Source organism: Arthrobacter sp. S39 (assembly GCF_004320525.1).
Classification (GTDB): Bacteria; Actinomycetota; Actinomycetes; order Actinomycetales; family Micrococcaceae; genus Arthrobacter.
This window is the reverse complement of the sequence record NZ_SIHX01000007.1, coordinates 204,291-227,717: the sequence shown is the minus strand read 5'-3', so window position 1 is coordinate 227,717 and position 23,427 is coordinate 204,291. Positions and strand designations below refer to the sequence as shown.

The following is a 23,427-nucleotide window of genomic DNA, read 5'->3' as shown; positions in this document are numbered from 1 at the left end:
GCACTCTTACGCACCGACTGCTAAAGCGACGCCCGGCCCAGGCCGGTCCCGGAGCCCAGGCGCCGGTCGAGGAGCGAAAGAAATACCTTACTGGAGTGAGATCCGGATCCTGCGGCGTACAGAGGCCGCCGGTCAAGGATCGTCCGTCGCGGGCACTGCAGTGGGTTCATTCTTAACGTCTGTCCCGAAAGGACTACTGCCGTTATGGCCAAGATCATTGCATTTGATGAAGAGGCACGCCGCGGCCTTGAGCGGGGCCTGAACATCCTCGCCGACGCCGTTAAGGTCACCCTCGGCCCGCGTGGACGCAACGTCGTCCTCGAAAAGAAGTGGGGCGCCCCCACGATCACCAACGATGGTGTTTCCATCGCCAAGGAGATCGAGCTGGACGATCCTTACGAGAAGATCGGCGCCGAGCTGGTCAAGGAAGTTGCCAAGAAGACTGATGACGTCGCAGGCGACGGCACCACCACGGCCACCGTCCTGGCCCAGGCACTGGTCAAGGAAGGCCTGCGCAACGTCGCGGCCGGCGCTGACCCGCTGTCCCTCAAGCGCGGCATCGAGAAGGCTGTAGAAGCCGTCACGGTGGAGCTGCTGGCTTCGGCCAAGGAAATCGAAACCAAGGAAGAGATCGCCGCCACGGCTTCCATCTCTGCCGGCGACGACGAAATCGGCGCCCTCATTGCCGAGGCCCTGGACAAGGTTGGCAAGGAAGGTGTTATCACCGTCGAGGAGTCCAACACCTTCGGCCTGGAGCTGGAACTCACCGAAGGCATGCGCTTCGACAAGGGCTACATCTCCGCGTACTTCGTCACCGACGCCGATCGCCAGGAAACGGTCCTTGAGGACCCGTACATCCTGATCGTCAACTCCAAGATCTCCAACGTCAAGGAACTGGTTGCTGTCCTGGAAAAGGTCATGCAGTCCAACAAGCCGCTGCTGATCATTGCCGAGGACATCGAGGGCGAGGCCCTGGCCACCCTGATCGTCAACAAGATCCGTGGCACCTTCAAGTCCGTCGCCGTCAAGGCTCCGGGCTTCGGCGACCGCCGCAAGGCACAGCTGGCCGACATCGCCGTTCTGACCGGCGGCCAGGTCATTGCAGAGGAAGTCGGCCTCAAGCTTGAGACCGCCGGCCTGGAGCTCCTGGGACGCGCCCGCAAGGTTGTTGTCACCAAGGACGAAACCACCATCGTTGAAGGTGCCGGCGACGCCGACCAGATCGCTGGCCGCGTTTCCCAGATCCGCGCCGAGATCGAGAACTCCGATTCCGACTACGACCGCGAGAAGCTGCAGGAACGCCTGGCCAAGCTGGCCGGCGGCGTTGCAGTCATCAAGGCCGGAGCCGCAACCGAGGTTGAGCTCAAGGAACGCAAGCACCGCATTGAGGACGCCGTCCGCAACGCGAAGGCTGCCGTTGAAGAAGGCATCGTCGCCGGTGGTGGCGTTGCACTGATCCAGGCCGGCGCCAAGGCGTTCGCGAACCTGAACCTGACCGGTGACGAAGCAACGGGTGCGAACATCGTCCGCGTTGCCATCGACGCCCCGCTGAAGCAGATCGCCTTCAACGCCGGCCTCGAGCCGGGCGTTGTAGTCGACAAGGTCCGCGGCCTGCCCGCAGGCCACGGCCTGAACGCAGCAACCGGCGAATACGTCGACCTGCTGGCTGCCGGCATCAACGACCCCGTCAAGGTGACCCGCTCTGCACTGCAGAACGCGGCCTCCATTGCCGGTCTGTTCCTCACCACTGAGGCCGTAGTGGCCGACAAACCGGAGAAGAACGCACCGGCCATGGGTGGCGGCGACGACATGGGCGGCATGGGCGGCTTCTAGTCCCCAGCGCCCGGACTACGTTCCGCGCAAACCATAATGCGGCCCCCTCCACTGGAGGGGGCCGCATTATTTTTTTGCTGGTGACCCGTGCTTTGTTGCCAGGATGTGCGGGCTTCCGGGCTCCGCTACTTGCGGGCCGTTGCCAGCATTCCTTCGACTTCCTTCTTGAAGGCCTCGGCGGCTGCCTGGGGAGACATCCGGTCGTACAGGACTTCGTCGGTGAAGCGCTTGATGACGTTCTGGACGCTGCCTGCACCTACGGGCGGGACGGGAGGCGCGTCGGCGACATCCGGCGCGATGTCCTTCAGGAAGGCCACCACGGTGGTGTCCGCGGGCTTGAGGGCGGGCGTGATCTTCTCCACGATTTCAGAGTTGCCGGGCACTCCGCGGTCGGTCATGAGGATGGCCCCTGCCGCCGGGCTGTTGGCCAGGTAGTTGATGAACGTCGCGGCGGCTTCGGGGTGCTTGGACCGTGAGGACGCGGACCAGAACATCGTGGGCTTGTAGTACATGCCGTTGTCAGCAGACTTCCCGTCGACACTGGGGGCGCGGAGCATTTTGATGCCGCTCCCGGTGGTGGTTTCCAGCGAACCCAGCTGGTTGGTCCACCACCAGGCCATGCCTACCCGGTTGGTGCCGAACAGGCTCTCCTCCAGGCCGGCGCCGGAGTCCTCTGTGGCGACCGTGGCCGGCGGGCTGGCCTTGGAGTCACGCTGTTCCTTGAGGCGCTCCCAGAACGACGCTGCGGTAGAGGCGTTGAAATCCAGTTTCCCGTCCTGGGAGTACAGGTTCTCGCCGTGCTGCCGCAGCCAGATGATGAGGTCTGCCTCGTTGCTGCCATAGGCGGCACCGTAGTTCTTCCCGTCGCCGGCCGCGCTGAGCTTCGCTGCCGTGTCCACAAAGTCGTCCCAGGTCCACTTGGTGTCGTCGGGGACAGGCACGTTGGCTGCTTCGAAGACCTTCGTGTTGGCCATGATGACGTACGCGTTCTTGCCGGTGCTCAGGCCGTACTGTGCGTTGTCGTATTGTCCGGACGCCAGGGATTCCTTGTCCAGCTTGGAGGTGTCGATCCCGCTCTGTTTGGACAGGTCCAGCAGCGCCCCGCGGCCGCCGTATTCGGCGATGTACTTCTGGTCCATCTGGATCACGTCAGGCGCGTCATTGGCCGCCGTCTTGGTGGCGAGCTTGTCCCAGTAGCTGGCCCATTCGCCCGGCTCGGATTCGATCTTGATGTTGGGATGTTCGGCCTCGAACGCGTCGATGACTTTTTCCGTCTGCGCATTGAGGTACTCGTTGCCCCACCAGGCGAACCGCAGGGTGACCTGGTCGTTCTCGCTGGAACCCCCGGATGCACCGCAGCCGGTGGCAAGCAGTGAAACAGCGACGGCGACTGCGCCGAACTGGAACTTCCTGCGGCTGATGGCCCGAATCTTCATTGATGTGCCTTCCTCAAAAGGGTGGAGGTCCACCCCGTCTGTGTTCCCGTCACGGCCTCGGTGCCGGTGGGACAGCTCAATCGAGAAAGCGCTTTCTCGGTTAGGATTCCGATTCTGCCGCGCTTCGGCTTCGGCGTCAAGAGATTTTCGGTAAGCGGTTTCCCGTGCGGGCGGCGAAATGCGCTGTCGGCGCTGTCTGGCAGGATGGTTCCGTGACGATTACTGCAGCTGCCGACGGTTCGGCTTTAGGAAATCCTGGCCCGGCCGGCTGGGCCTGGTACGTGAATGACGACTGCTGGCGGGCTGGCGGGTGGCCGCACGGCACGAACAACCAGGGCGAGCTGATGGCTGTCCTGGACCTGTTCCGCGCGACAGCCCACGTTCCCGACGAAGACCTGAGGGTCTTGTGCGACAGCCAGTACGTGATCAACTCCATCACCAAATGGATGCCCGGGTGGAAGCGCAAGGGATGGCGGAAGGCGGACGGCAAGCCCGTCCTGAACGTCGAGCTGCTCAAGGAACTGGACCGTGAAATCGCGGGCCGGAAGTACACGTTCGAATGGGTCAAAGGGCATGCGGGCCACGACCTGAACGAGGCCGCCGATGACCGGGCCCGTGCTGCCGCCACGGCATACCAGCAGGGCGTGGCGGCCCGTTCGGGGCCGGGTTTCGCCGGAGCCCCGAGTCACCCGGAAGCAGCCGCTTCTCCCACTGCGCCTGTGCGCGCCGCGGACTCCGGCGGACCCGACCTCTTCAGCGAACCTTCCCTGTTTAATGACCAGGACCTGCTGAGTGAGCCGGATCGGTTCAGCGAGCCGGATCTGTTCAGTGAGCTGGAGGAGGACCCGCTGGGCACGTCCGACGCGGCCGGAAAGTCGCCGGAGGAACTCGTGGAGGGCCTCGAGCGGGAGCTGCTGGGCCCCGAGGTACGTGGCGACATCGGCCGAACCGGCGTCCTGCTGCATACCGACTTTATGGAGATCGGAAGCTCGGGACGGGTGTGGACCCGCGATGCCATGATGATGGCTCTGGAGGAAGACCCCGGTGAGCGGACGGACCTGGAAATACTGGGCGCGGACCGCGTCGGCACCGGCGCGGTCCTGCTGACGTACCGGAGCTACGCACGCTCGGGCACGATCCTCCGCAGCTCGCTGTGGGTCCTCGATAACGGCAGGTGGCGGCTCCGCTTCCACCAGGGCACCCCCGAAGCCTGACAGCTGCCAACCAGCCAGCCGCAATCGGCACCAGGGGAGCGCCACTGATGAACGCCGGGTGTGCGCCACTTCCTGGCGTCACCATCAGCTGAAGCGCTGGGTGTTGCCTTGCTCGGCCTGCGCGTAGGTCGCCGCCGCCGACGACAGGGCGAGGTTGATCGAGGCCAGCGAGGCTTCGACCTTGCCTTGGGTCAGGGTCCATTCGGTCACCAGCGCCTGGAAGTTGGTGGCCGCCGAACCCCGCCACGTGGACTGGAGTTCGTCCAGGCCGCGTTTCATGGCCTGGACGTCGGCGCTGATCCGGTCCACCGTTGCCTTGACGTTGGCGGACTTGAGCTGGAGGAGTTCGGTGTCAACGGAAATGATGCTCATGGCTGCTGCCTCTCGCGCTGGTGGACAGCTGGGCTGTCCGGTCCGGCGGCTCCGGACCTCTGCAACGAGCCTAGGGAGCGGGGTGCCGGGAGGGCCACGGCGAGTTCCTATATGTGGATAACGCGGCCGTCGTTGGCGCTTCCGCCGTCTCCGTGGTCCCCAGACCCATGGTCCCGAGGCCCCTCTTCCCAAACTTCGTGGTCCTGGACTTCGCGGATCCCTGCATCATCGGCACCGGCATCAGGGTTCTGCGCATCGGCTTCCTCATTCCGGACCGGAAGGCTGACTACCAGGGTCGCCCCGCCGCCGTCGGTTGCCTGGACCCTGACACTGCCGCCGTGTGAGCCCACGATGGCCGCCACGATGGCCAGTCCGAGGCCGCTGCCGCCCGTTTCACGGGTCCGTGACGTATCCGCCCGGTAGAAGCGCTCGAAGACCTTCGCGGCGTCGTCCTCGGAAATCCCGGGGCCATGGTCCCGGACTTCGATGACAGAGGCGGGCAGGCCGCCGTCGGACCTCCGGACGCCCACTGCCAGTTCGATCGGGCTGCCCTCCGGTGTGTAGCGCAGGGCGTTGCCCACCAGATTGCCCACCACCTGCCGGAGCTTCGCCTCGTCGCCGAGGACGGGCGCCGGAGCCGCGTTGCCGCCGTCGAGACCGGTCAGGGAGATGCTGCGGGTACGGTCGCTGGCCTGAGTATCCACCACGGCATCGTGGGCGATCAGCTGAAGGTCGACGGGCTTCTGCTGGAGGGGCCGCTGTTCGTCGAGGCGGGCCAGGAGCAGGAGGTCCTCCACCATCGAGCCCATCCGCTTGGCTTCGCTTTCGATCCGCCCCATCGCGGTGGCCACATCCTCGTCGGTGGCCAGCGCGCCGTGGCGGTAGAGCTCGGAGAAGCCCCTGATGGTCACGAGCGGGGTGCGGAGTTCGTGCGAGGCGTCGGCAGCAAACCTGCGCATCCTTCCTTCGGATGCCGTCCTGGCAGCAAAGGCCGTTTCGATGTGCGCCAGCATGGCATTGAGGGAACTGGCAAGCCGGCCCACTTCCGTGCCGGAATTCTCCACTTCCACGCGCCGGGACAGGTCGCCGGCCGCGATCGCGGCGGCGGTCTTCTCCACGCGGGCGAGCGGACGGAAGGAGCGGGACACCGTCCAGCTGGCAATCAGGGAGGCGAGCAGGAGAGTCAGCAGTCCCACGCCTGTGACCACCAGTGTGGCGTGCTTGAGGACGTCGTCCACGCTTTGCAGGGGCAGGCCGATGACAACCACCGCGCTGCGTCCGTTGTCCAGGACGGGCACGGCTACCACCCGCCAGTTCTGGCCGTCGGTGCCGCGGACCTGGTAGGGGCGGGTTCCCAGGTCCTGCGCTTCATCCGAGGTGATGTTGCTGATGTCCGGGCGGTTTATGGCGTCACCGCCGAACGGGTAGGGGTCCTCGCCGGGCGTGTAAAGAATCAGCGAGTAGTCGGTGGGCACCGGATTGGGGGCCTGCAGCTGCGTGAAGGACCGCTGTTTGTGGGCCAGTTCGACGGCGGCATTGAGTTTGTCGTCCACCTGGCCCTGGAGGTAACTATGGAGCAGCGTCAGCGTGCCCGCGCCGGTCACCGTCAGCGCAACGATCAGCAGCGCCATGATGATGGCGACGAGCTGGGACCTCAGTGAGGCCGATTTCCACCGCTCCAGCAAGGTCAGCGCTTCTCTGCTGTCCGGAGCACGTAGCCCACGCCGCGCTTGGTCTGGATCAGGGCCGGGGCGTCCGGATCAATGTCCACCTTGCGGCGGAGGTAGGAGATGTAGGACTCCACAATGGAGGCGTCGCCGTTGAAGTCGTACTCCCAGACATGGTCCAGGATCTGTGACTTGGAGAGCACCCGGTTGGGGTTGAGCATAAGGTACCGGAGGAGCTTGAACTCGGTGGGGGAGAGTTCGATCACGGTGCCGCCGCGGCGGACTTCGTGGGCGTCGTCGTCGAGCTCCAGGTCATCCACCCGGATGACAGCGTCGTCGTCATCGAGGAGTGGCTGGGTGCGGCGAAGGACGGCACGGATGCGGGCCACGACCTCGTCCAGGCTGAAAGGCTTGGTGACGTAGTCGTCCCCGCCCACGGTGAGGCCGGTGACCTTGTCTTCGGTGTCGTCCTTTGCCGTCAGGAAGAGCACCGGGAAGTGTTTACCGGACGCGCGGAGCCGGCGGGTGACCGTGAAGCCGTCCATGTCCGGCAGCATCACGTCCAGGACGGCGAGGTCCGGCGAGTGGAGCTCGGCAGCGGCCAGGGCATCACGCCCGTTGCCTGCCGAGACGACCTCGAAGCCTGCGAACCGCAGGGAGGTGGACAGCAGTTCGCGGATGTTGGGTTCGTCATCAACAACAAGGAGCTTCGCCTCTGGGCCGTTCTTTTTCATACTCCCATGATGCTCCCAGAGTCTGGGAGTTTTCTGGATGGATGGTGGGTGTTCTTCGGGAAGGCCAAAGCCAGGGTCCCCTGCATAATGCGCGGGGGACCCTGGATTTAGAGAAGGATGGACTGCTAGTCCGACGGCTGGATTCGGAAAATCCCGGCTATTGCGGAATGTTCACATTCGCAGGATGGTCGCCGTAGCTCTTGTCGTCGTACGCGGCTCCTCCGAGGCCACACAGCTGCGCGGCTGTGAGCCCTGAAGGTGCAGTGGCCAGCGAGTCCTTGTTCACACCGTCCACTGTTACTTGGCTGGAGTACAGCGAATTGTCCGCTTCCTTGCAGACGAGCACGATGATCTTGAAGTCGCGCGGGTCTACAAAGGTCAGGCTGACAGTGGCGCCGCCCACCAGGGTTACGGCCTGCGGTGCTGCCGTGTCATGGCCTGCGGGAGTGGTGGTTTCAACCACCCAGTAGTTTCCGGCCAGCACCTGCGTGAACGAGCACTTGCCGTCAGCGCCGGTGGTGCAGGTTGTGGCGGGAGTTACGGCCAGGTCTGTCGCCGGATCAAATGTTCCGCCGACAGGTGCCGCATCGTTGTACAGAGTGAAGACGGCACCGGCCAACGGGGACGCAGGGGAATCGTCGTCAGTCTTGAGGACGTCGATGTTGCCACACTTCGATGCCGCAACGGAAATGGGTGCGATGAAGTCCTTCAGGGCTGCCGTGAAGGAGTCCGAGGAGCGGCTCTTCAAATAGGCACTGCTGAAAGGCAGGCAGGCGTCTGTACCAGCAATATTCGAAGCTGTCAGATCAATCGCTGCCTCACCGAAAGTGCGGACACTGAGGGTGCGGTCCAGGGTCTGACCGGCTTCGCGAATAGGATCAACGACGGGCACCGTATTGATTGATGCCTCGAATACCAGGTTGAACGCGCCACCTTCTGAGACATTCAGTTTCCCCCAGCACGGGGTCGAGTTGGCGGCTTCACAGAGGCTCTTGGGACCGGTAGTGACCCAACGGTGGTAGCCCAGGACAGGGTTAACGCCGCCTTGGGCGAGATCGTATTTAATCAGGACGTCTCCAGCGGTCCGAGTGGGCGTGATGCCGTTTCCACCCTGTGCAACAGTCTTAACTTCCTTCGACTGATTAAATTCAAAGTCCATGTTTGTGGTGCCATTGGGTTCCTGGACCCTCTCCCACGCAAGATATGCGTACGTATGGCCGTTCGATTCCTCAACAAACCTGGCGTAGAAGCGTGTCAGGTCGCTCTTGTTGTTCGGGATGGATCCGTCGACGACAGACGGTACTGCGGTGTCTTCCTTGGTGCCGGTACCGAATGAATCGTCTGTTTGGCCGGTCGGCTTATCGAGGCCGCAGCCCACAAGAGGGGCTTCACAGCTGATCCCGATATTTGCCCAGTCTTTGACCTCGTCGTTGACAACCAAGTTGCCGTCACCGGCGTCGAACGGGCTTCCGGCCAGGTTTGCCTGGGCAGCGGTGGTCCCGCCAAGGATCAAAGCCAGACAGGCGATTCCTGCGCCCCAACGGGCGCGCGTGATGTTTCTCATGGGAAATGCTCACTTCTCAGAGTGGCGAATAATGTGTCAGCGCGGACCGATGGTCCGGCGCCAGTGAATCCCCCAGCATCTCTCCCCAATATTGATCGGCCGCCGCCCGCGCACGGGGTGGCGTCCGGACTACTCCGGTCGTCGCTTCCTCGCGGGCCGGAGTGGGCAGGGCAGCACGAAGCCAGCGGTCATTGCTGGGAGTGCTCCGGAGGTATTGCTGCGTAATCCGCGCATCTACGCGTCCTAGTACACGGGCAAAGCCAAGGCGGCTCTGCCCATCCTGATCTGAGTTCAGGACTTGTTACCACTAAGTAACCCAGCGCTCTGAGTGTATGCCCGGCAACAGAGGACAACAATGCCTTCCGCGGAACAATGTGGATTCCCCCATTGACCTGTTCGAAGAGCAGAAAAGGACCTGACCTGCTGTAATGCCTAGCCGGGCTGCTCTACATCCTTCGCGTCCATGATCCGGTACGCGTAGCCCTGCTCGGCCAGGAAGCGCTGGCGTTTGGCCGCGAAATCCTGATCCAGGGTGTCCCGTGCCACCAGAGAGTAGAAGCGGGCAGCCCGCCCGTCCTTCTTGGGACGGAGCAGCCGGCCCAGCCGCTGGGCTTCCTCCTGGCGGGATCCGAACGACCCCGAGACCTGGATGGCCACGGACGCTTCGGGCAGGTCGATGGAGAAGTTGGCCACCTTGGACACCACCAGCGTGTGCACGTCGCCGGCCCGGAAGGCATCGAACAGCTTCTGCCGTTCCTTGACGGACGTCTCACCCTTGATCACCGGAGCGTTGAGGCGCTCGCCGATTTCGTCCAGCTGGTCGATGTACTGCCCGATCACCAGCAATTGCTCGCCCTGGTGCCGGGCCACGAGCTGCTCCACGATCCGGGTCTTGGTCTCCGACGTGGAACACAGCCGGTACTTGTCGGCGTCCTCGGCCATGGCATAGACCACACGCTCGTCCCGGGGGAGGTCCACACGCACCTCCACGCAGTCCGCCGGGGCAATGTACCCCTGCGCTTCGATGTCCTTCCAGGGCGCGTCATACCGTTTGGGCCCGATCAGGCTGAACACTTCCCCTTCGCGGCCGTCCTCGCGGACAAGGGTGGCGGTCAGGCCCAGCCGGCGGCGCGCCTGCAGGTCAGCGGTCATGCGGAAGATCGGGGCGGGCAGCAGGTGCACTTCGTCGTAGATGATCAGGCCCCAGTCGTTACCGTCCACCAGCTCCAGGTGCGGGTAGAGGCCGCCGCGTTTGGTGGTGAGGACCTGGTACGTGGCGATGGTGACGGGCCGGACTTCCTTGACCGCACCGGAGTACTCGCCGATTTCGTCCTCCGTCAGGGAGGTGCGCTTGAGGAGCTCGTCCTTCCACTGCCGGGCAGCCACGGTGTTGGTCACCAGGATCAGCGTTGTTGTTGAGCTGACGGCCATGGCCGCTGCGCCCACGAGCGTTTTACCCGCGCCGCACGGCAGCACCACAACACCGCTGCCGCCGGCCCAGAAGTTCTCGGTGGCCAGCTGCTGGTAGGGCCGGAGCTTCCAGCCGTCCTCGTTCAGCGCGATCAGGTGCGGGGTTCCGTCCACGTAGCCTGCGAGGTCCTCCGCCGGCCAGCCGATCTTCAGCAGCAGCTGCTTGAGCTGGCCCCGCTGGGAGGAATGAACCACAATGGTTTCGCCGTCGATCCGGGGCCCCAGCAGGGGCTGGATTTTCTTGGCCCGGATGACCTCTTCAAGCACCGGATAGTCGTCGGTGCGCATGACCAGGCCATGCTGCGGATCCTTCTCCAGGCGCAGCCGCCCGTACCGCGACATGGTCTCTTCGACGTCGATCAGGAGGGAATGCGGCACCGGGAAGCGCGAGTACTTCAGCAGGGTGTCCAGGACCTTTTCCGCGTCCAGGCCCGCGGCGCGCGCGTTCCACAGGCCCAGCGGCGTCAGCCGGTAGCTGTGCATGTGCTCCGGGGCGCGTTCCAGCTCGGCGAACGGGGCGATGGCATGGCGGGCCTCGGTGGCCAGTTCATGGTCCACCTCCAGCAGTATGGTCTTGTCGCTCTGGACAATCAGCGGTCCGTCGTTCACGCGGTGGCGTCCTTCACTGGCGCAGTTCTTCTGCGGCCTCAATATCAATGATCCGGTGGATGGAGACCACCCGTTCGGTTTCACGCGCGGGATCGAAGACCCTGACCCGTCCGCCGCTCACCGACAAGGGAACAACGGTCTCCAGGTTGGCGTTCCCGCCCCCGTCCACCACGTTCATGCACACTGTCTGCTTGAGCCGGATGGCCCGCTGCAGGGTCTCCAGGCCGAGCTGGGTCGCGGTTTCGCCGGACCCGGGCAAAGACACGGACGACGGCGGCGTCCCCACTCCCGGTGCCCTGACTGCCCCGTGGCCGTCCGGGCCGCCGGAGTGGGACGTTTTGAGGTGGCGCAGCACGGCCAGCTGGGAATCCATTTCGGCGTCGGCGGGCGCGGTCCGCGGCGCCGTGTAGACCGGCCGCGCGCTGGCCGGGGCCGGCACGGTACGGCGCAGCCGGATCAGGGACGGCTCGGATTCCTCCACCGACGGGGAAAGTCCGAGGCCGCGCAGGACCTGGGCCGTTTCGCGCGGCGGCGCCGTGGAAATCAGGACCGTCGGCGCGATCCTCACCAGGCCAAGCCCTGATGCCTTCGATTCCGCAGCAAGCTCCAGCACAGCCGTTTCGTCGTCGCTCTGGACGAAGCTCGCCGCTATGCCCACCCGCAGCCGGCCGTGGCGGGAGGCCGTGTCCTCCACCAGGTATTCGAGGGGTTGCGGCACGGCGGTGGCGGAGTGCTCCCGCAGGAAAGCCAGCAGGCTTGACGCGTCCTGTCCGGCCTCCAGCGCCCGCCTCACCGACGCGGTGGAAAACCGGTAGATCGTGGCCGGGCCCTGCCCCTCGGCGTCGGCCATCAGCAGCAGTTTTTCACTGAGTTCGGGACTCAGGTATCCCGGCGCGATGGCTGTGAGATCGGCCTGGAGCAGCACGTGGTTCAGCGCCGCGGGAAGGTGCTCACCGAGGATCCCCAGCGCTTCATCGGGGTTGTCCTCGGCGATCGCGCTGCCCAGCTGGCTGAGTGCCCCTGAACCGGTCAGGCCCAGCATGTCGGCCTCTGCCAGGACGCCACGGATCAGCGAACTGAACCGGCGCGCCATCCGGGGCTGTTCCCACTCGGCCCGCTGCAGCACCGCGGCAGCGTCCAGGACGGGGGCATGGGCCTCCGGCGCCGCGGCCTCGTTCGTCAGGTGGTTCAGGATTTCCAGGATCCGCTTCCTGACAACCGGCGCGTCCGGCCGCTGGGCCTCCGCAGAGAGCGCATTGATGGTGGTTCCGGCCGCCCCGCGATGAACGGCCGGCGTGCTTTGCTGGCCATTGACCGGCTGGCCCACCATCGATGGGACACGTTCACTGGCCAGCCAGGCATTAACGAGCCACAGCCACTGCTCCTGCCGCGGCAGGACCAGCCATTCCAGGTCCGGTGGCTGGACCCAGGCCGAGGAATCGACGTCAAGCCGGATCAGGCCGGACAGGGCGCACAACTCCAACATGAGGCCCGTGCGGTGCTGCTCGAGCCGGAGCCCTTCTGCCAGCCGCCGCATCTCCCGGACACCCACACCGCCGGTACGCAGTGTTGCCAGCGGCTGCTCCCGGATCGCGTAAAGGAGCTCGCCCACCAGTCGAAGTGTTTCCGCGATGGCGCCCAGGGCGGCATTGCGGCGGAGCGAGGCAGTAGTGTGGCCAAGTTCGGGAACCGGCGGCGACAGCGTGAAGTCCTCAATAATCGCGCCGCCCCGAAGGGACACTCCCACGCTGTGGGGCAGCTCCACGTGGGCTGCGTCCAGGGGGACCAGCAGGCCGCGGGCCAGCAGCCAGTCAACGGGCCCGACGTCGGCGGCTTCGGTGGCCACGGAGGCTTTCCGTTGCGCCTGGGGGACGGCACCCATGGCCCAGTTGCCGAAGCGGGCGAGCAACGCCGTCGTCCGTTCCGGGGCGCCGGCCAGGATGTCCTTCAGCGCCTCCGGCGAGGACGTCCAGTGCTGCAGCGCAAGCGCTGCCTCCATGGGTGTGGTGGCCTCATGGACGGCCACTCCGCTGCGGTGCAGCTCAGCGACCAGCTGGACCACGCGCTGGGCGAACGCGGGCTGCAGGCGGACCAGCTCCGTGTAGCTCCGTCCCAGCCCTGCCGGGTAGATGCCCACAACATCCCGAAGTGTTCCCACCGGGAGGTAGAAGTGCTGACGGTGGCCCGTGGGGGCTGTGCCATGCGGGGGTTCCGCCCGGTGCACGAGCGCGAGGTCCTGCAGGGAGGTGAGGATCCGCTCAATGGCCGCCACCGACGCGCCGGGAATGAACTTGCGCAGGCCGGCCGCGCAGGCACTGTGTGCGGTGTCGGTATTGGTGCAGAGGTGCAGCGTTTCCAGGACCTGCATCTGCGGTTTGTTCAGGCGCTCCAGCGCGCGCTGCACGCTGACCCTGGCGCTGGCACGTGCGGCCAGGGCGGAAAAGTCCGGAACTGCGGGCGAAATGAGGTCCGGCCGCGCGGCGAACAGCGCCCGCAACGACTCGTCGCTGCGTGCCTCCAGTTCTTTGCTCAGCGCGCGGATAAGGGACATCAGTCCAACGTTACCGCCCGCCGGACTTTCCTGCCCGGCGCCGCCCTGCCACGCTGTCCAGGATCAGGAAGAGCATCAGCAGGAAGGCGACCGGCAGGCCGTACAGGGCAGTGGAGGTGACCCACACGGGGGCGGCGGAGCCGGCAAACGCCAGTGCCATCACCGCGCCCACTGCCGCGAGCGAGAGCAGGGCGACCGCAGCCGCGCAGATCATCAGGAGGCGCCGGTAACGCGAGGGTGTCATGGACGTAACGCTAACAGTCCTTCGGCAGACGTTCGTATAACGGCCCGTAAAGCAGGATTCGGGCGCGCGGCAGGATAACCTTGAAAGCAACAGACCAACTCGGCCCGGGCAGTCATACCCTGAACCCGCATATCAATGCGGATGCGGTGACTGCCGGCCGTGTCTCAAGACGTCAGAACGAAGAAGGTTGATTACGTGCCTACCGGCAAGGTCAAGTGGTATGACAAGGAAAAAGGTTTCGGATTCCTCGCGGGCGAGGACGGCCAGGAGGTTTTCCTGCCCAAATCATCGCTCCCCGAGGGCGTCACCGAGCTGAAGGCCGGAACCCGCGTGGAGTTCGGCGTGGCTGATGGCCGCAAGGGCGCACAGGCCCTGGGCCTCCGCGTCCTGGACAAGACACCGTCCATCGCCAAGGCCAAGCGGCCCAGTGCCAAGGACCTTGCACCCCTGGTGCAGGACCTCGTCAGCGTGCTGGACAACCTCTCCGGCACGCTGTCCGCCGGCAAGTACCCGGAAGGCAACAAGGGCAAGGCCATCGCCGCAGCCCTGCGTAAGGTTGCCGACGAGCTGGACGTTTAGGCCTGCTGATGAACCCGGAAGCTGAACAGCCGGACCAAACGGCAACGGAGCAGGTAATCGCCCCGGCCGCCGTGGCCGAAACCAAGCGCCGTGCGGGTGTGCCCGTTTGGCGCGTCGGCAAACCGGATGCCTTCCTTGCCGGAGCGGTTGATGTGGCCCGCTCCGCCGTTGAAGGCATCACCGCGGCGTCCACCATCGGCACACACCTTGGCGCCAAGAGTGAAGGCGACCGGTTGGTGACTCATCTTTTTGAGTCGCGCCTGCCCGGTTACCAGGGGTGGCAGTGGTTCGCCGTCCTGACGCGCAACTCGCGCTCCAAGGTGGTTACCATCAGCGAGCTTGGCCTGCTGCCGTCCGAGGAGTCCATCCTTGCCCCCGAGTGGGTGCCCTGGGCAGAACGCGTACGCCCCGAGGACGCCCAGGACGAGGAAGCGCTGGACGCCGGGTACGAGGAAGCGCTGGACGCCGGGTACAGGGCAGTCGACGTCGAGGCAGAATCCGACGCCGAGGAGCCGGGCACGGAAGAGGCTGACTCGGATGAGGCAGATGCTGACGAGTCTGACGCCGGTGAGCCGGACACGGACGAAGCAGACGCGGACGAAGCAGACGCGGAGCCGGGCGCCGAAGAGCCCGCCGAAGACTCCGAGTAAATCCGAGTAAAACAGCAGACGGCGCCGCCCGGGACCAAACCCGGACGGCGCCGTCGAACGTTAACGCCCTGCCGCGCCTTCCCATCGATTGCTCCAACAGCGCCCTTTAGCGCTCCCAAAACGCTCCCAAAACGGCGCCTGCGGAGCAATCGATGAGGTGGCGGGGAGTTACTTGCGCAGTTCGCCCACCACAAAGTCGATGCTGGCCAGCAGCGCGGTGACATCAGCCGGTTCGATGGCCACGAACGTTGCGATCCGGAGCTGGTTGCGGCCCAGCTTGCGGTAGGGCTCGGTGTCCACAATGCCGTTGGCGCGCAGGACCTTGGCAACAACGGCCGCGTCCACGGTGTCGTCAAAGTCGATCGTGGCGATGACGTTGGAGCGTTCCTCGGCCTTGGCCACAAAAGGCGTGGCGTAGTCGGAGGCCTCGGCCCAGCTGTAGATCCGGCCAGCGGAGTCTGCCGTGCGGGCCGACGCGAAGTCCAGGCCGCCGTTGGCGTTCAGCCACTGCACCTGGGCGTCCAGGGTCACCAGGGTGGACAGCGACGGTGTGTTGTAGGTCTGGTTGAGGCGGGAGTTGTCGATCGCCGTCTGCAGGTCCAGGAAGTCCGGGATCCAGCGGTCGCTTGCCTTGATCCGGGCAGCGCGTTCCAGCGCGGCGGGGGAGAAGAGGCCAAGCCACAGGCCGCCGTCGGACGCAAAGTTCTTCTGCGGAGCGAAGTAGTACACGTCCGCTTCGGCAACGTCCACGTCCAGGCCGCCGGCGGCCGACGTCGCGTCCACCAGGACCAGGGCGCCGTCATCGGCTCCGGACACGCGCTTTACCGGCGCGGACACGCCTGTGGAGGTCTCGTTCTGCGGCCAGGCGTAGACGTCCACGCCTGCCTCGGCCTGGGCAACCGGGCGGGTCCCGGGCTCGGACTTGATGATGGAGGAAGCGTCCAGGAAGGGTGCCTTGTTGGTGGCGGAGGCAAACTTGGAGCCGAACTCGCCGAAGGACAGGTGCTGGGCCTTCTTTTCCACCAGGCCAAAGCTGGCAATATCCCAGAACGCGGTTGAACCGCCGACGCCCAGTACCACTTCGTATCCCTCGGGGGCGCGGAAGAACTGGCTGAGGCCCTCGCGGACAGAACCGACGAGGTTCTTGACCGGGGCCTGGCGGTGGGAGGTGCCCAGGATGGTCTTGGACGCCGCTGAGAGTGCTTCGATCTGTTCCGGCCTGACCTTGGAAGGTCCTGCGCCGAACCGTCCGTCCTTCGGCAGGAGGTCGGCAGGAATAGTGATGCTGGTTTCGCTCACAGGGGCTCCAATTTCGGCGTGGACGTAACTCACGTCCGGGACGGTGGGATGGCCGGCAGTCGACGATGGCTGCAACACGGACCTCCCTTATTCTGCCTGAACCGCCGAATGGGCGGGAACCGGCACCGTCATAGTCCAGCCATTGAGACAAGCCTCCGGCGGCCCAGGAATTATCCGGACAAACTCAAAATAGGCTAAGCTTTTCAACGGACTACGTCGCTGTCGGTACGCGATACGGTGGGACAACGCAAGGTACTGCGCTCGAGGAGCTGAGCTGGATGACGGATCTGATCGATACCACGGAGATGTATCTTCGGACCATTTTGGAGCTTGAGGAAGAGAACATCGTTGCTCTTCGCGCACGCATCGCCGAGCGGCTCCGGCACTCCGGGCCCACGGTGTCCCAAACCATCGGCCGGATGGAACGTGACGGCCTTGTGGTGGTCTCCGGGGACCGCCACCTGGAGCTGACGGAGGCAGGCCGTAAGCGGGCTACGGAAGTCATGCGCAAGCACCGGCTCGCGGAGCGCCTCCTGGCGGATGTCATCGGCCTGGACTGGGCTTACGTCCATGACGAGGCGTGCCGCTGGGAGCACGTGATGAGCGAACGCGTCGAGCGGCGCATCTACGAACTGCTGAACCACCCCACTGAATCCCCCTATGGCAATCCCATCCCCGGCCTCGCGGCCTTGGGCGGCCAGGCGTCGTCGCCCTTTACGGACGGCGTGATCAATCTCCTCGAAGCGATGAAGGGCTACGGCCCGGGCTCCAGCGTGGTTGTCAGCCGGCTGGCGGAACCGATCCAGGTGGAGCCGGAACTGCTCATCCAGCTCGACGAGGGCGGGATCCGTCCCGGCGCTGCGGTCTCGTTGGAGCGCGTGGGCGACTACATCTCGGTCCGGGTTGCCGGGATCGAAGGGGCGCTGGAGCTCCCGCCGGAAGTGGCCGCGCACGTATTTGTATCCGTCGCCTGACGCCTGTCCACAGGAGGCGCCGAACGGCGTGTTTACCCCATTCGTTGGGGTTTACGCAAAGATAACGGAATTGTTACTGTCCGGCTTAATCGCCTATAGTTAACGCCAAGCGTCGATACAAAAGCGTTACCTGATCTGGAGCCGAGCTCTGCCAGCAGATCGGGGTACGAGTCACCAACTGGCAGAGGCGGGGGAACCACAACCGGCGGTCGCAAGGCCGCCTTGGGGTGAAGTCCGTCAGCAGCAAGCCTCTTCCAGCGAAGGATCCTACGGGATATCTCTCTGCGCCGAAGCTTGCTTACGGCGGACCGGGTCTTTGAACTCTCTGACCCGAATCCGACAGCTAACTTCGCAGGCTATCCAGAGAGGAACCGTTCTTGACCATGCAGAATTCCAGGGGCCGCCGCCGTGCGGCGGGCCCCGCAGCAGCGCCCCGCGTTGCCGCAGCAGTGGCCGCGGACAGGCCCCGGGATCCACAGCGCGATGCGCGCCGCCGCCGGGGCCCCTTCCGGCAGATCACCGACTTCGCAGCCGCCAGCGGCGTAGGCCAAAAGGCCGGCATTGCCCTCGCGGCCACCGGCCTGGTCCTCACTGTCACGGTGCCGGCCACCAGCCCCGTGCTGGCCACGCCCGACGCCGGCCAGCAGGCGTCGGCTGTTTCCGCAGCTCCACAGCCTGAAATCTCCGCCGAGGCGGCCGCAAGAATCGACTTCAGCCGATCCTCCGTGGTCACCCAGGGTGATCCGGACGGCAAGCTCAAGCAGCTCCTGAGCGCCCAGTCGGCAGGCTCGATCACCAGGGCCGCATCCGCAGGCAGCCTGGGTGCCCCGTTGGCAAGCCTCGTTACCGCCTCCCCGTTCGGCTACCGCGTCAGCCCCATCACCGGCGGTACCGGCGACTTCCACCGCGGCCAGGACTACGTGGCCCAGTGCGGCACCTCGGTCCTGGCGGCGGCCAGCGGCACCGTGACCTTCGCCGGATGGCACCAGTACGGTGGCGGCAACCGCGTGGTGGTGGATCACGGCAACGGCCTGGAAACCACGTACAACCACCTCTCGTCGTTCAACGTCAAGGTTGGCCAGACGGTCAGCCGCGGCGACGTTGTGGCGCTTAGCGGCACCACGGGCGCCTCCACCGGCTGCCACCTCCACTTCGAGGTCCAGGTCAACGGTGAAGTCGTTGACCCCACCGGCTGGCTCTAGCCAAATGATGGCAGGCTCTCAGATCCGCGTGACATCCCGTGACCTGAATGTGACATTCGATCTGAACTCCTGTAACGTCTAACTTGCGTCAACTTTTCCGAAGTTGACGTTCTTGAGTGGATTGCCTAGCTCTGCCACCGCTCAAGGTCCGTTCGCATGACATCGTCTGGCAGGGGCGGGGGAACCAATTTTGGCCTTCGAAATCTGTTGGCCTTGGGGTTAAGTCGCAAAGCTTCTTAGGAAGCAGCGTGGCCGGGTGAACTCCCATCCGAATCCGACAGCTCACCTCGTAGGCATTGGGAGAGGCTACCTTCGTGTCTTCACGCCATAATTCTGCGCGTCACCGCGCACAAACGGTTCGCACCAACCCTTTGGGCCCCGTGTCCAAGGCCGTCAGTGCGAATGCCGGGACCGTAGGTCGCCAGGCTGCTGTCATCGCAGCTGCATCAGGTCTGATCCTGAGCATGGGGCTTCCGGCCAACGCGGCGGACACCACCGCCGGCGTATCCGCATCCACCGAGTCCGGCTCGCAGACCGCCCTTGCCGTCACCGCTGCCCCCACGGCCACCGTCTCCTTCGAACGCCCCGTGGTCAAGACCACGCCGGCCCCGAAGGTCGAAACGGTCCGTGCGCAGTCCACTGACACGGAACGCAATTCCGAGGCAACGGCCACCACCGCCAGCAAGCTGACGGACGCGGTATCCTCCGCGGCCGCATCCGGCCTGGCAGCCATCGCCTACACCGGCATCGGCCACCCCTACGTCTGGGGCGGCACCTCTCCCAGCGGCTGGGACTGCTCCGGCTTCACCCAGTGGGTCTACGCCCAGGCCGGCATCAGCATTCCGCGTGTCAATGCGTGGACGGCCATGACGCCCACCTCAACACCCTCTCCCGGTGACCTTGTTGTACAGAATGGCGGCGCGCACGTAGGCATCTACGTTGGCAACGGCATGATGATCAGCGCCCTGAACCCGTCACAGGGAACGCTGCTGCACTCTGTGGCCTCCACCGGCGGCGGATCCTTCTACACCGCGAAGTAGCAGAACCGCTCTCCGCTAGAACACTTTTCGCTAAATCCCCGTTCGGGGTGTGCCGGCGTACCCCCAAGATGCCGGCGCACCCAAAGCCCTTGGCCTGCCTGTGCGGTCCTAAGGAAAACGAAAGAGAGAAATAATGACTACACGTGCAACTGTTGCACGGCACCGCGCGGAGGTCACCAAGACCAACTCGCTGGCTGTCATTGCCAAGGCCGTCGGCGACAACGCCGGTGGCATGGGTCGCCAGGCCGCGGTTATCGCTGCTGCCTCCGGCCTGGTCCTGACCAGTGGTATCGCGGCCAACGCTGCAGACACCAACGTTCAGCGTGAATCCGCTTCCGCGTCCAACCTTGAGGTTGAGGTTTCCGCTCCGGCCATCATCTCGGCTGCTTCCACGATTGCCATCTCCTACGAGAAGCCAGCTGTGACCACCACGCCGGCTCCCGTCGTGGAAGCTCCCAAGCCCGTTGAGGCTCCGGCTCCCGCTGCCCAGGCTGTTGCCACCGTCAAGGTAGCCGCAGCCGTGGCCCCCAAGGCACCGGTTGCCGCCAGCAGCAAGGGCCAGGCCATCCTGTCCGCAGCCTACGCCCAGCTGGGCGTCAACCAGGACTGCACCATGCTGGTCACCAACGCGCTGGCCGCCGTGGGCATCAACTTCCACGACTGGCCTGCCGGCTACCTGTCCCTGGGGCAGACCGTGAGCGCCGCCGAGGCCCAGCCTGGCGACCTGATCTACTACGCCGATGGCGGCGCGGGCGTTGCCCACGTAGCTGTCTACGCCGGCAACGGCCAGGCAGTGCACGGCGGCTACAACGGCAACCAGACTGTTGTTTTCAGCGCCAACGTCGGCTCCGGCCCGGTTTTCATCCGCGTCAGCTAGTCTCCACGGCAACGCTTCGCAAAGGCCCCCGCCATTGGCGGGGGTCCTCTGCTTTAACGGCTCCCTCAGGATCGCGGGCCCGGCAGCCGACCCCCGACACGGGCACACCCCAAAACTGCGGATTAGCTGATCCCGGCTTTCTTTGTTTACTCTTGTGGTGTCGATCCATAGCCCGGACATGCCGAGGGCAGCCGGCCCTCGCGCCCCTGACGGGTGCGGCCGTGAAGAGGTAAGTGCATGCGCACTCTCGTTCTGAATGCTGGATATGAACCGCTGGCGGTAATCACCTTCCGCCGGGCGCTGGTCCTTGTGCTCACAGGGAAGGCAAGCGTTGTAGCGGAAGGCGAGGACCCTGTAGTGGGGCCACAGGAGATTCTGGGCCGCCCGTCCGTGATCCTCCTGAACCGCTACATCCGCCCCCGATACAACCAGTCCACTGCCGTGAGCCGCCGGGGAGTGCTGCGCCGGGACGGGCACAGGTGTGCATACTGCGGCAAGGCGGCGCACACCATCGACCATGTCCAGCCCAAGTCCCGCGGCGGCGCCGATTCCTGGGAAAACCTGGTGGCCGCATGCCTGCGCTGCAATAACGTCAAAGGCGACCACACGCCGGGGGAGATGGGCTGGAAGCTCCGTTTCATTCCGGAACCGCCGCACGGCACCATCTGGCAGATCAAGGAACTCGAAAAACCCACGCCGGCGTGGGACCCTTTCCTCCTGCCTGAAAAAGCTGCCTGAACCAATTCCTCCCGGCCCCGCTAGGCTGGGATGGTGCTTTCTGATGCCTTCGAATTCGACGCCGTCGTCCTGGCGGGTGGCCGCTCGTCGCGGCTGGGTGGCGTGCCCAAGCAGGCGCTGACGTACGGCGGCGCCACCCTCCTTCAACGGTCCCTGGCCGCGGCGGCAGGCGCGCGGTCAGTCGTGGTGGTGGGCCCGGACCCGGGCCTGTTGCCCGGGGGCGTGATCACCTGCCGGGAGGAACCGCCGTTTGCCGGGCCGGCGTCGGCAATCGCTGCGGGGCTGGCCGCGGTCAGTGGAACGGCCGGGCCGCGTCCGCCCTTCACCCTGCTGCTGGCCTGCGACATGCCGAACGTGGGCGTGGCGGTTGAGGCCCTTCGTTTGGCCCTTCGGCCCGGCGACGGCGCCATGGCCGTCTCGCCGGACGGACACCGCCAGCCCCTCGTGGGCTTCTACAGCACCGCGGCCCTGCAGCGTTCGGTGCAGGACCTCGTCTCCCGCGGTGCCTTAATGAACGGCTCCGTGTCCGCTCTCCTTGCTAGGCTGGACGTGCAGCTTGTCACCGTCCCGGCAGGCTCCACGGATGACGTGGATACCTGGGATGATGCCGCCGCGCTTGGAGTGGCCGGCCGGGAACCATGACCAGGTTCCGGACCTGCGTGGCCGCAGTTGAATTGGGAGGCAGTCAGTGAAGAGCCAGGATGAGACGCTGGAAGAATGGTGCAGGGCGCTCCTTCAGGCCTACGAGCTCGAAGACGTCCAGATAGACGTTAATGCCATCCTTTCGCTTGCCGGAGTGGCTGCGCATTCCGTGGTTCGGCCGGCCGCGCCGCTGACCACCTTTATTGCGGGCTTTGCCGCAGGACTTGCCACAGGCTCGGGCCAGGCAACGGATGCCGCCTCCATGTCGGCGGCCATGGACGTGGCCCGCACCCTGGCCGCGGACTACGATTCTGCCTCCGCCGGGACCCCCGGCGAATGACGGCTGCCCCCGGCGACAACGACGACGCACCCAAGCAGGACACACAGGACGAACCCGCCAGGCACGTGGCCCACACCTGGGAGGAAGCCCGGCAGGCCGCCTTCGGCTGCGCCGAACCGATACCGGCCGGGCGGGTCCCGTTGCAGCAGGCCCTTGGCCGGACCCTTGCCGGGGACATCACGGCGCTCCAGGACATGCCGCACTACGCCTCGTCCGCCATGGACGGCTGGGCGGTCAACGGCACCGGCCCCTGGATCCTGGCAGAGGCCGGCCAGCGGCTGGCGCCGCACGAGGCCAGCACCATCGTCACCGGCGGGCTGATACCGGCTGGCGCCAAAGCCGTACTCCGCAGCGAGAGCGCGGTCCTGGGCAAGGACGACGACGGGCTGCCCGTCCTGATGGTCGGCGGCGGCGCACGCCCCGGCGAACCGAAAAACGGCCAGCACATCAGGAAAGCCGGCGAGGAAGCATCCCTGGGCGACGTCCTGGTCAAGGCAGGAGCCACCCTCAATCCTGCGCACCTGGCAGTGGCGGCCCTGGCCGGCCACGACGACCTGCTGGTGCAGGGCAAACCCGTCGTGAAACTGCTGCTGACCGGATCCGAGGTGGTGACCCACGGGATGCCGGCGCCCGGGCAGGTCCGTGACACGTTCGGCCCCCAGCTGGCCGCCGTCGTCGACATGCTGGGCGGCATCCCCGCCGGGCAGGAAAAGATCGGCGACTCCTACGAGGAATGGCTCGCAGCCCTGGAAGACGTGGCCGAGCCCGGCGGTGAGGTTCCCGCCGTCCCGCCTGCCGACGTCGTCATCACCACCGGCGGAACCGGCCGCTCCGGAACCGACCACCTTCGCCGGGCCGTCGCCGAACTGGGCGGCCGGCTGGTCATTGACGGGATCGCCATGCGTCCAGGCCACCCCGCCGTCCTCGCGGAACTGCCGGACGGCCGGTTTGTCCTCGGGCTGCCCGGCAACCCGCTGGCCGCCATGATGGCACTGTCCACAGTGGGTGCCCCGTTGCTCGCGGCCCTCGGGCACGGGTCCATGCCGGCGGTCCAGGAAGTGCCCTCCGGAACTACCATCGAGCCGGATCCCGGACGGACCCGGCTGATGCCGTTCCGGTTGCTCTACGGCATGGCATCGCCGGCCCAGCACACCGGCCCCGGCATGATGCGGGGGCTGGCATCGGCCGACGGCGTGATGGTAGTGCCTCCGCACGGAGTGCAGCTCGGCGAAACAGTCCCCGCGTTCGCCCTGCCCTGGGGTCCGCCGCTCGCCACCCCCGCATCACCCGGCACCAAAGCCAAAACCCCTGCACGGGCTGCCCGGAAGGCAGGCTCCAAGCCGGCGGCACCGGCAGGCCCTGTGGACTGGAGTGCGCTCCTGGGCTGACCGT

21 protein-coding genes and 2 riboswitches are annotated in these 23,427 nt (G+C 65.6%); of the genes, 12 read left to right on the top strand and 9 right to left on the bottom strand.

What is annotated here, in order from left to right:
• Nucleotides 1-204 precede the first annotated feature (204 nt).
• On the top strand, nt 205-1,833 hold the full coding sequence (gene groL / locus EYS21_RS15755; RefSeq protein WP_131134151.1) for a chaperonin GroEL: 1,629 nt from the start codon (nt 205-207) through the stop codon (nt 1,831-1,833).
• Nucleotides 1,834-1,958: 125 nt separating this feature from the next.
• Here the strand turns inward: groL and EYS21_RS15750 are convergent, their stop codons facing one another.
• Nucleotides 1,959-3,269: an extracellular solute-binding protein gene (locus tag EYS21_RS15750; protein ID WP_131134150.1), complete on the bottom strand. Its 1,311-nt coding sequence runs from the start codon at nt 3,267-3,269 to the stop codon at nt 1,959-1,961.
• A gap of 212 nt (nt 3,270-3,481) precedes the next feature.
• On the opposite strand from EYS21_RS15750, the gene EYS21_RS15745 reads away from it, so the two are divergent.
• A complete protein-coding gene (locus EYS21_RS15745) occupies nt 3,482-4,483 on the top strand; it encodes a ribonuclease HI family protein (RefSeq protein WP_131134149.1) in 1,002 nt (333 codons plus the stop codon).
• Nucleotides 4,484-4,567: 84 nt separating this feature from the next.
• Here EYS21_RS15745 and EYS21_RS15740 read toward each other — a convergent pair whose 3' ends face one another.
• From EYS21_RS15740 to EYS21_RS15710, 7 genes are all read right to left on the bottom strand, one after another.
• Complete coding sequence (locus EYS21_RS15740) at nt 4,568-4,855, bottom strand: WXG100 family type VII secretion target (RefSeq protein WP_131134148.1); 288 nt, start codon at nt 4,853-4,855, stop codon at nt 4,568-4,570.
• Nucleotides 4,856-4,962: 107 nt separating this feature from the next.
• Nucleotides 4,963-6,540, bottom strand: coding sequence for a HAMP domain-containing sensor histidine kinase (locus tag EYS21_RS15735; protein WP_131134147.1), 1,578 nt, complete (start codon nt 6,538-6,540; stop codon nt 4,963-4,965).
• A 2-nt stretch (nt 6,541-6,542) separates the two neighbouring features.
• The gene (locus EYS21_RS15730) at nt 6,543-7,256 is read right to left on the bottom strand and encodes a response regulator transcription factor (protein WP_131134146.1); all 714 of its coding nucleotides are present in this window, start codon (nt 7,254-7,256) and stop codon (nt 6,543-6,545) included.
• A 157-nt stretch (nt 7,257-7,413) separates the two neighbouring features.
• Complete coding sequence (locus tag EYS21_RS15725; protein ID WP_131134145.1) at nt 7,414-8,820, bottom strand: prealbumin-like fold domain-containing protein; 1,407 nt, start codon at nt 8,818-8,820, stop codon at nt 7,414-7,416.
• 432 nt (nt 8,821-9,252) lie between these two features.
• The gene (locus EYS21_RS15720; RefSeq protein ID WP_131134144.1) at nt 9,253-10,899 is read right to left on the bottom strand and encodes a DNA repair helicase XPB; all 1,647 of its coding nucleotides are present in this window, start codon (nt 10,897-10,899) and stop codon (nt 9,253-9,255) included.
• Between the two features lie 13 nt (nt 10,900-10,912).
• On the bottom strand, nt 10,913-13,450 hold the full coding sequence (locus tag EYS21_RS15715) for a helicase-associated domain-containing protein (RefSeq protein ID WP_131134143.1): 2,538 nt from the start codon (nt 13,448-13,450) through the stop codon (nt 10,913-10,915).
• A gap of 10 nt (nt 13,451-13,460) precedes the next feature.
• The gene (locus EYS21_RS15710) at nt 13,461-13,694 is read right to left on the bottom strand and encodes a hypothetical protein (RefSeq protein ID WP_131134142.1); all 234 of its coding nucleotides are present in this window, start codon (nt 13,692-13,694) and stop codon (nt 13,461-13,463) included.
• 195 nt (nt 13,695-13,889) lie between these two features.
• Between EYS21_RS15710 and EYS21_RS15705 the strand changes: the two genes are divergently transcribed.
• Both EYS21_RS15705 and EYS21_RS15700 read left to right on the top strand, forming a co-directional pair.
• Nucleotides 13,890-14,273, top strand: coding sequence for a cold shock domain-containing protein (locus tag EYS21_RS15705; RefSeq protein ID WP_108597270.1), 384 nt, complete (start codon nt 13,890-13,892; stop codon nt 14,271-14,273).
• Between the two features lie 8 nt (nt 14,274-14,281).
• The gene (locus EYS21_RS15700) at nt 14,282-14,923 is read left to right on the top strand and encodes a DUF3027 domain-containing protein (RefSeq protein WP_131134141.1); all 642 of its coding nucleotides are present in this window, start codon (nt 14,282-14,284) and stop codon (nt 14,921-14,923) included.
• Between the two features lie 168 nt (nt 14,924-15,091).
• On the opposite strand, the gene serC is transcribed toward EYS21_RS15700, so the two are convergent.
• Nucleotides 15,092-16,222 carry a phosphoserine transaminase gene (gene serC / locus EYS21_RS15695; protein ID WP_131134140.1) on the bottom strand — a complete coding sequence of 377 codons (1,131 nt, stop codon included), beginning with the start codon at nt 16,220-16,222 and terminating at the stop codon, nt 15,092-15,094.
• 278 nt (nt 16,223-16,500) lie between these two features.
• Between serC and EYS21_RS15690 the strand changes: the two genes are divergently transcribed.
• From EYS21_RS15690 to EYS21_RS15660, 8 genes are all read left to right on the top strand, one after another.
• Entirely contained in the window at nt 16,501-17,196 is a 696-nt protein-coding gene (locus tag EYS21_RS15690; protein WP_131134139.1) for a metal-dependent transcriptional regulator, read from the top strand.
• Nucleotides 17,197-17,325: 129 nt separating this feature from the next.
• A riboswitch (cyclic di-AMP (ydaO/yuaA leader) is annotated at nt 17,326-17,569 on the top strand.
• 10 nt (nt 17,570-17,579) lie between these two features.
• Complete coding sequence (locus EYS21_RS15685; RefSeq protein ID WP_131134220.1) at nt 17,580-18,398, top strand: M23 family metallopeptidase; 819 nt, start codon at nt 17,580-17,582, stop codon at nt 18,396-18,398.
• Nucleotides 18,399-18,545: 147 nt separating this feature from the next.
• Nucleotides 18,546-18,708: riboswitch (cyclic di-AMP (ydaO/yuaA leader) on the top strand.
• 70 nt (nt 18,709-18,778) lie between these two features.
• Entirely contained in the window at nt 18,779-19,438 is a 660-nt protein-coding gene (locus EYS21_RS15680) for a C40 family peptidase (RefSeq protein WP_131134138.1), read from the top strand.
• A gap of 133 nt (nt 19,439-19,571) precedes the next feature.
• The gene (locus EYS21_RS15675; protein ID WP_131134137.1) at nt 19,572-20,315 is read left to right on the top strand and encodes an NlpC/P60 family protein; all 744 of its coding nucleotides are present in this window, start codon (nt 19,572-19,574) and stop codon (nt 20,313-20,315) included.
• A 237-nt stretch (nt 20,316-20,552) separates the two neighbouring features.
• Entirely contained in the window at nt 20,553-21,053 is a 501-nt protein-coding gene (locus EYS21_RS15670) for an HNH endonuclease (RefSeq protein ID WP_131134136.1), read from the top strand.
• 30 nt (nt 21,054-21,083) lie between these two features.
• Complete coding sequence (locus tag EYS21_RS23445) at nt 21,084-21,695, top strand: NTP transferase domain-containing protein (RefSeq protein ID WP_165478332.1); 612 nt, start codon at nt 21,084-21,086, stop codon at nt 21,693-21,695.
• A gap of 46 nt (nt 21,696-21,741) precedes the next feature.
• Nucleotides 21,742-22,035 (top strand): DUF6457 domain-containing protein, encoded by a 294-nt coding sequence (locus EYS21_RS23440; protein WP_165478331.1) that lies wholly within the window; start codon nt 21,742-21,744, stop codon nt 22,033-22,035.
• Nucleotides 22,032-23,423 carry a molybdopterin molybdotransferase MoeA gene (locus tag EYS21_RS15660; protein WP_131134135.1) on the top strand — a complete coding sequence of 464 codons (1,392 nt, stop codon included), beginning with the start codon at nt 22,032-22,034 and terminating at the stop codon, nt 23,421-23,423. Before EYS21_RS23440 ends, EYS21_RS15660 begins: the two co-directional genes overlap by 4 nt.
• The last annotated feature ends 4 nt before the right edge of the window (nt 23,424-23,427 follow it).

Bases quoted from the DNA above. Each gene is read 5' to 3' on its own strand.
- groL (WP_131134151.1), top strand. From the start codon at position 205: ATGGCCAAGATCATTGCATTTGATGAAGAGGCACGCCGCGGCCTTGAG.
- EYS21_RS15750 (WP_131134150.1), bottom strand. From the start codon at position 3,269: ATGAAGATTCGGGCCATCAGCCGCAGGAAGTTCCAGTTCGGCGCAGTC.
- EYS21_RS15740 (WP_131134148.1), bottom strand. From the start codon at position 4,855: ATGAGCATCATTTCCGTTGACACCGAACTCCTCCAGCTCAAGTCCGCC.
- EYS21_RS15730 (WP_131134146.1), bottom strand. From the start codon at position 7,256: ATGAAAAAGAACGGCCCAGAGGCGAAGCTCCTTGTTGTTGATGACGAA.
- EYS21_RS15725 (WP_131134145.1), bottom strand. From the start codon at position 8,820: ATGAGAAACATCACGCGCGCCCGTTGGGGCGCAGGAATCGCCTGTCTG.
- EYS21_RS15715 (WP_131134143.1), bottom strand. From the start codon at position 13,450: ATGTCCCTTATCCGCGCGCTGAGCAAAGAACTGGAGGCACGCAGCGAC.
- EYS21_RS15710 (WP_131134142.1), bottom strand. From the start codon at position 13,694: ATGACACCCTCGCGTTACCGGCGCCTCCTGATGATCTGCGCGGCTGCG.
- EYS21_RS15700 (WP_131134141.1), top strand. From the start codon at position 14,282: ATGAACCCGGAAGCTGAACAGCCGGACCAAACGGCAACGGAGCAGGTA.
- EYS21_RS15690 (WP_131134139.1), top strand. From the start codon at position 16,501: ATGACGGATCTGATCGATACCACGGAGATGTATCTTCGGACCATTTTG.
- EYS21_RS15685 (WP_131134220.1), top strand. From the start codon at position 17,580: ATGCAGAATTCCAGGGGCCGCCGCCGTGCGGCGGGCCCCGCAGCAGCG.
- EYS21_RS15675 (WP_131134137.1), top strand. From the start codon at position 19,572: ATGACTACACGTGCAACTGTTGCACGGCACCGCGCGGAGGTCACCAAG.
- EYS21_RS15670 (WP_131134136.1), top strand. From the start codon at position 20,553: ATGCGCACTCTCGTTCTGAATGCTGGATATGAACCGCTGGCGGTAATC.
- EYS21_RS23445 (WP_165478332.1), top strand. From the start codon at position 21,084: ATGGTGCTTTCTGATGCCTTCGAATTCGACGCCGTCGTCCTGGCGGGT.
- EYS21_RS15660 (WP_131134135.1), top strand. From the start codon at position 22,032: ATGACGGCTGCCCCCGGCGACAACGACGACGCACCCAAGCAGGACACA.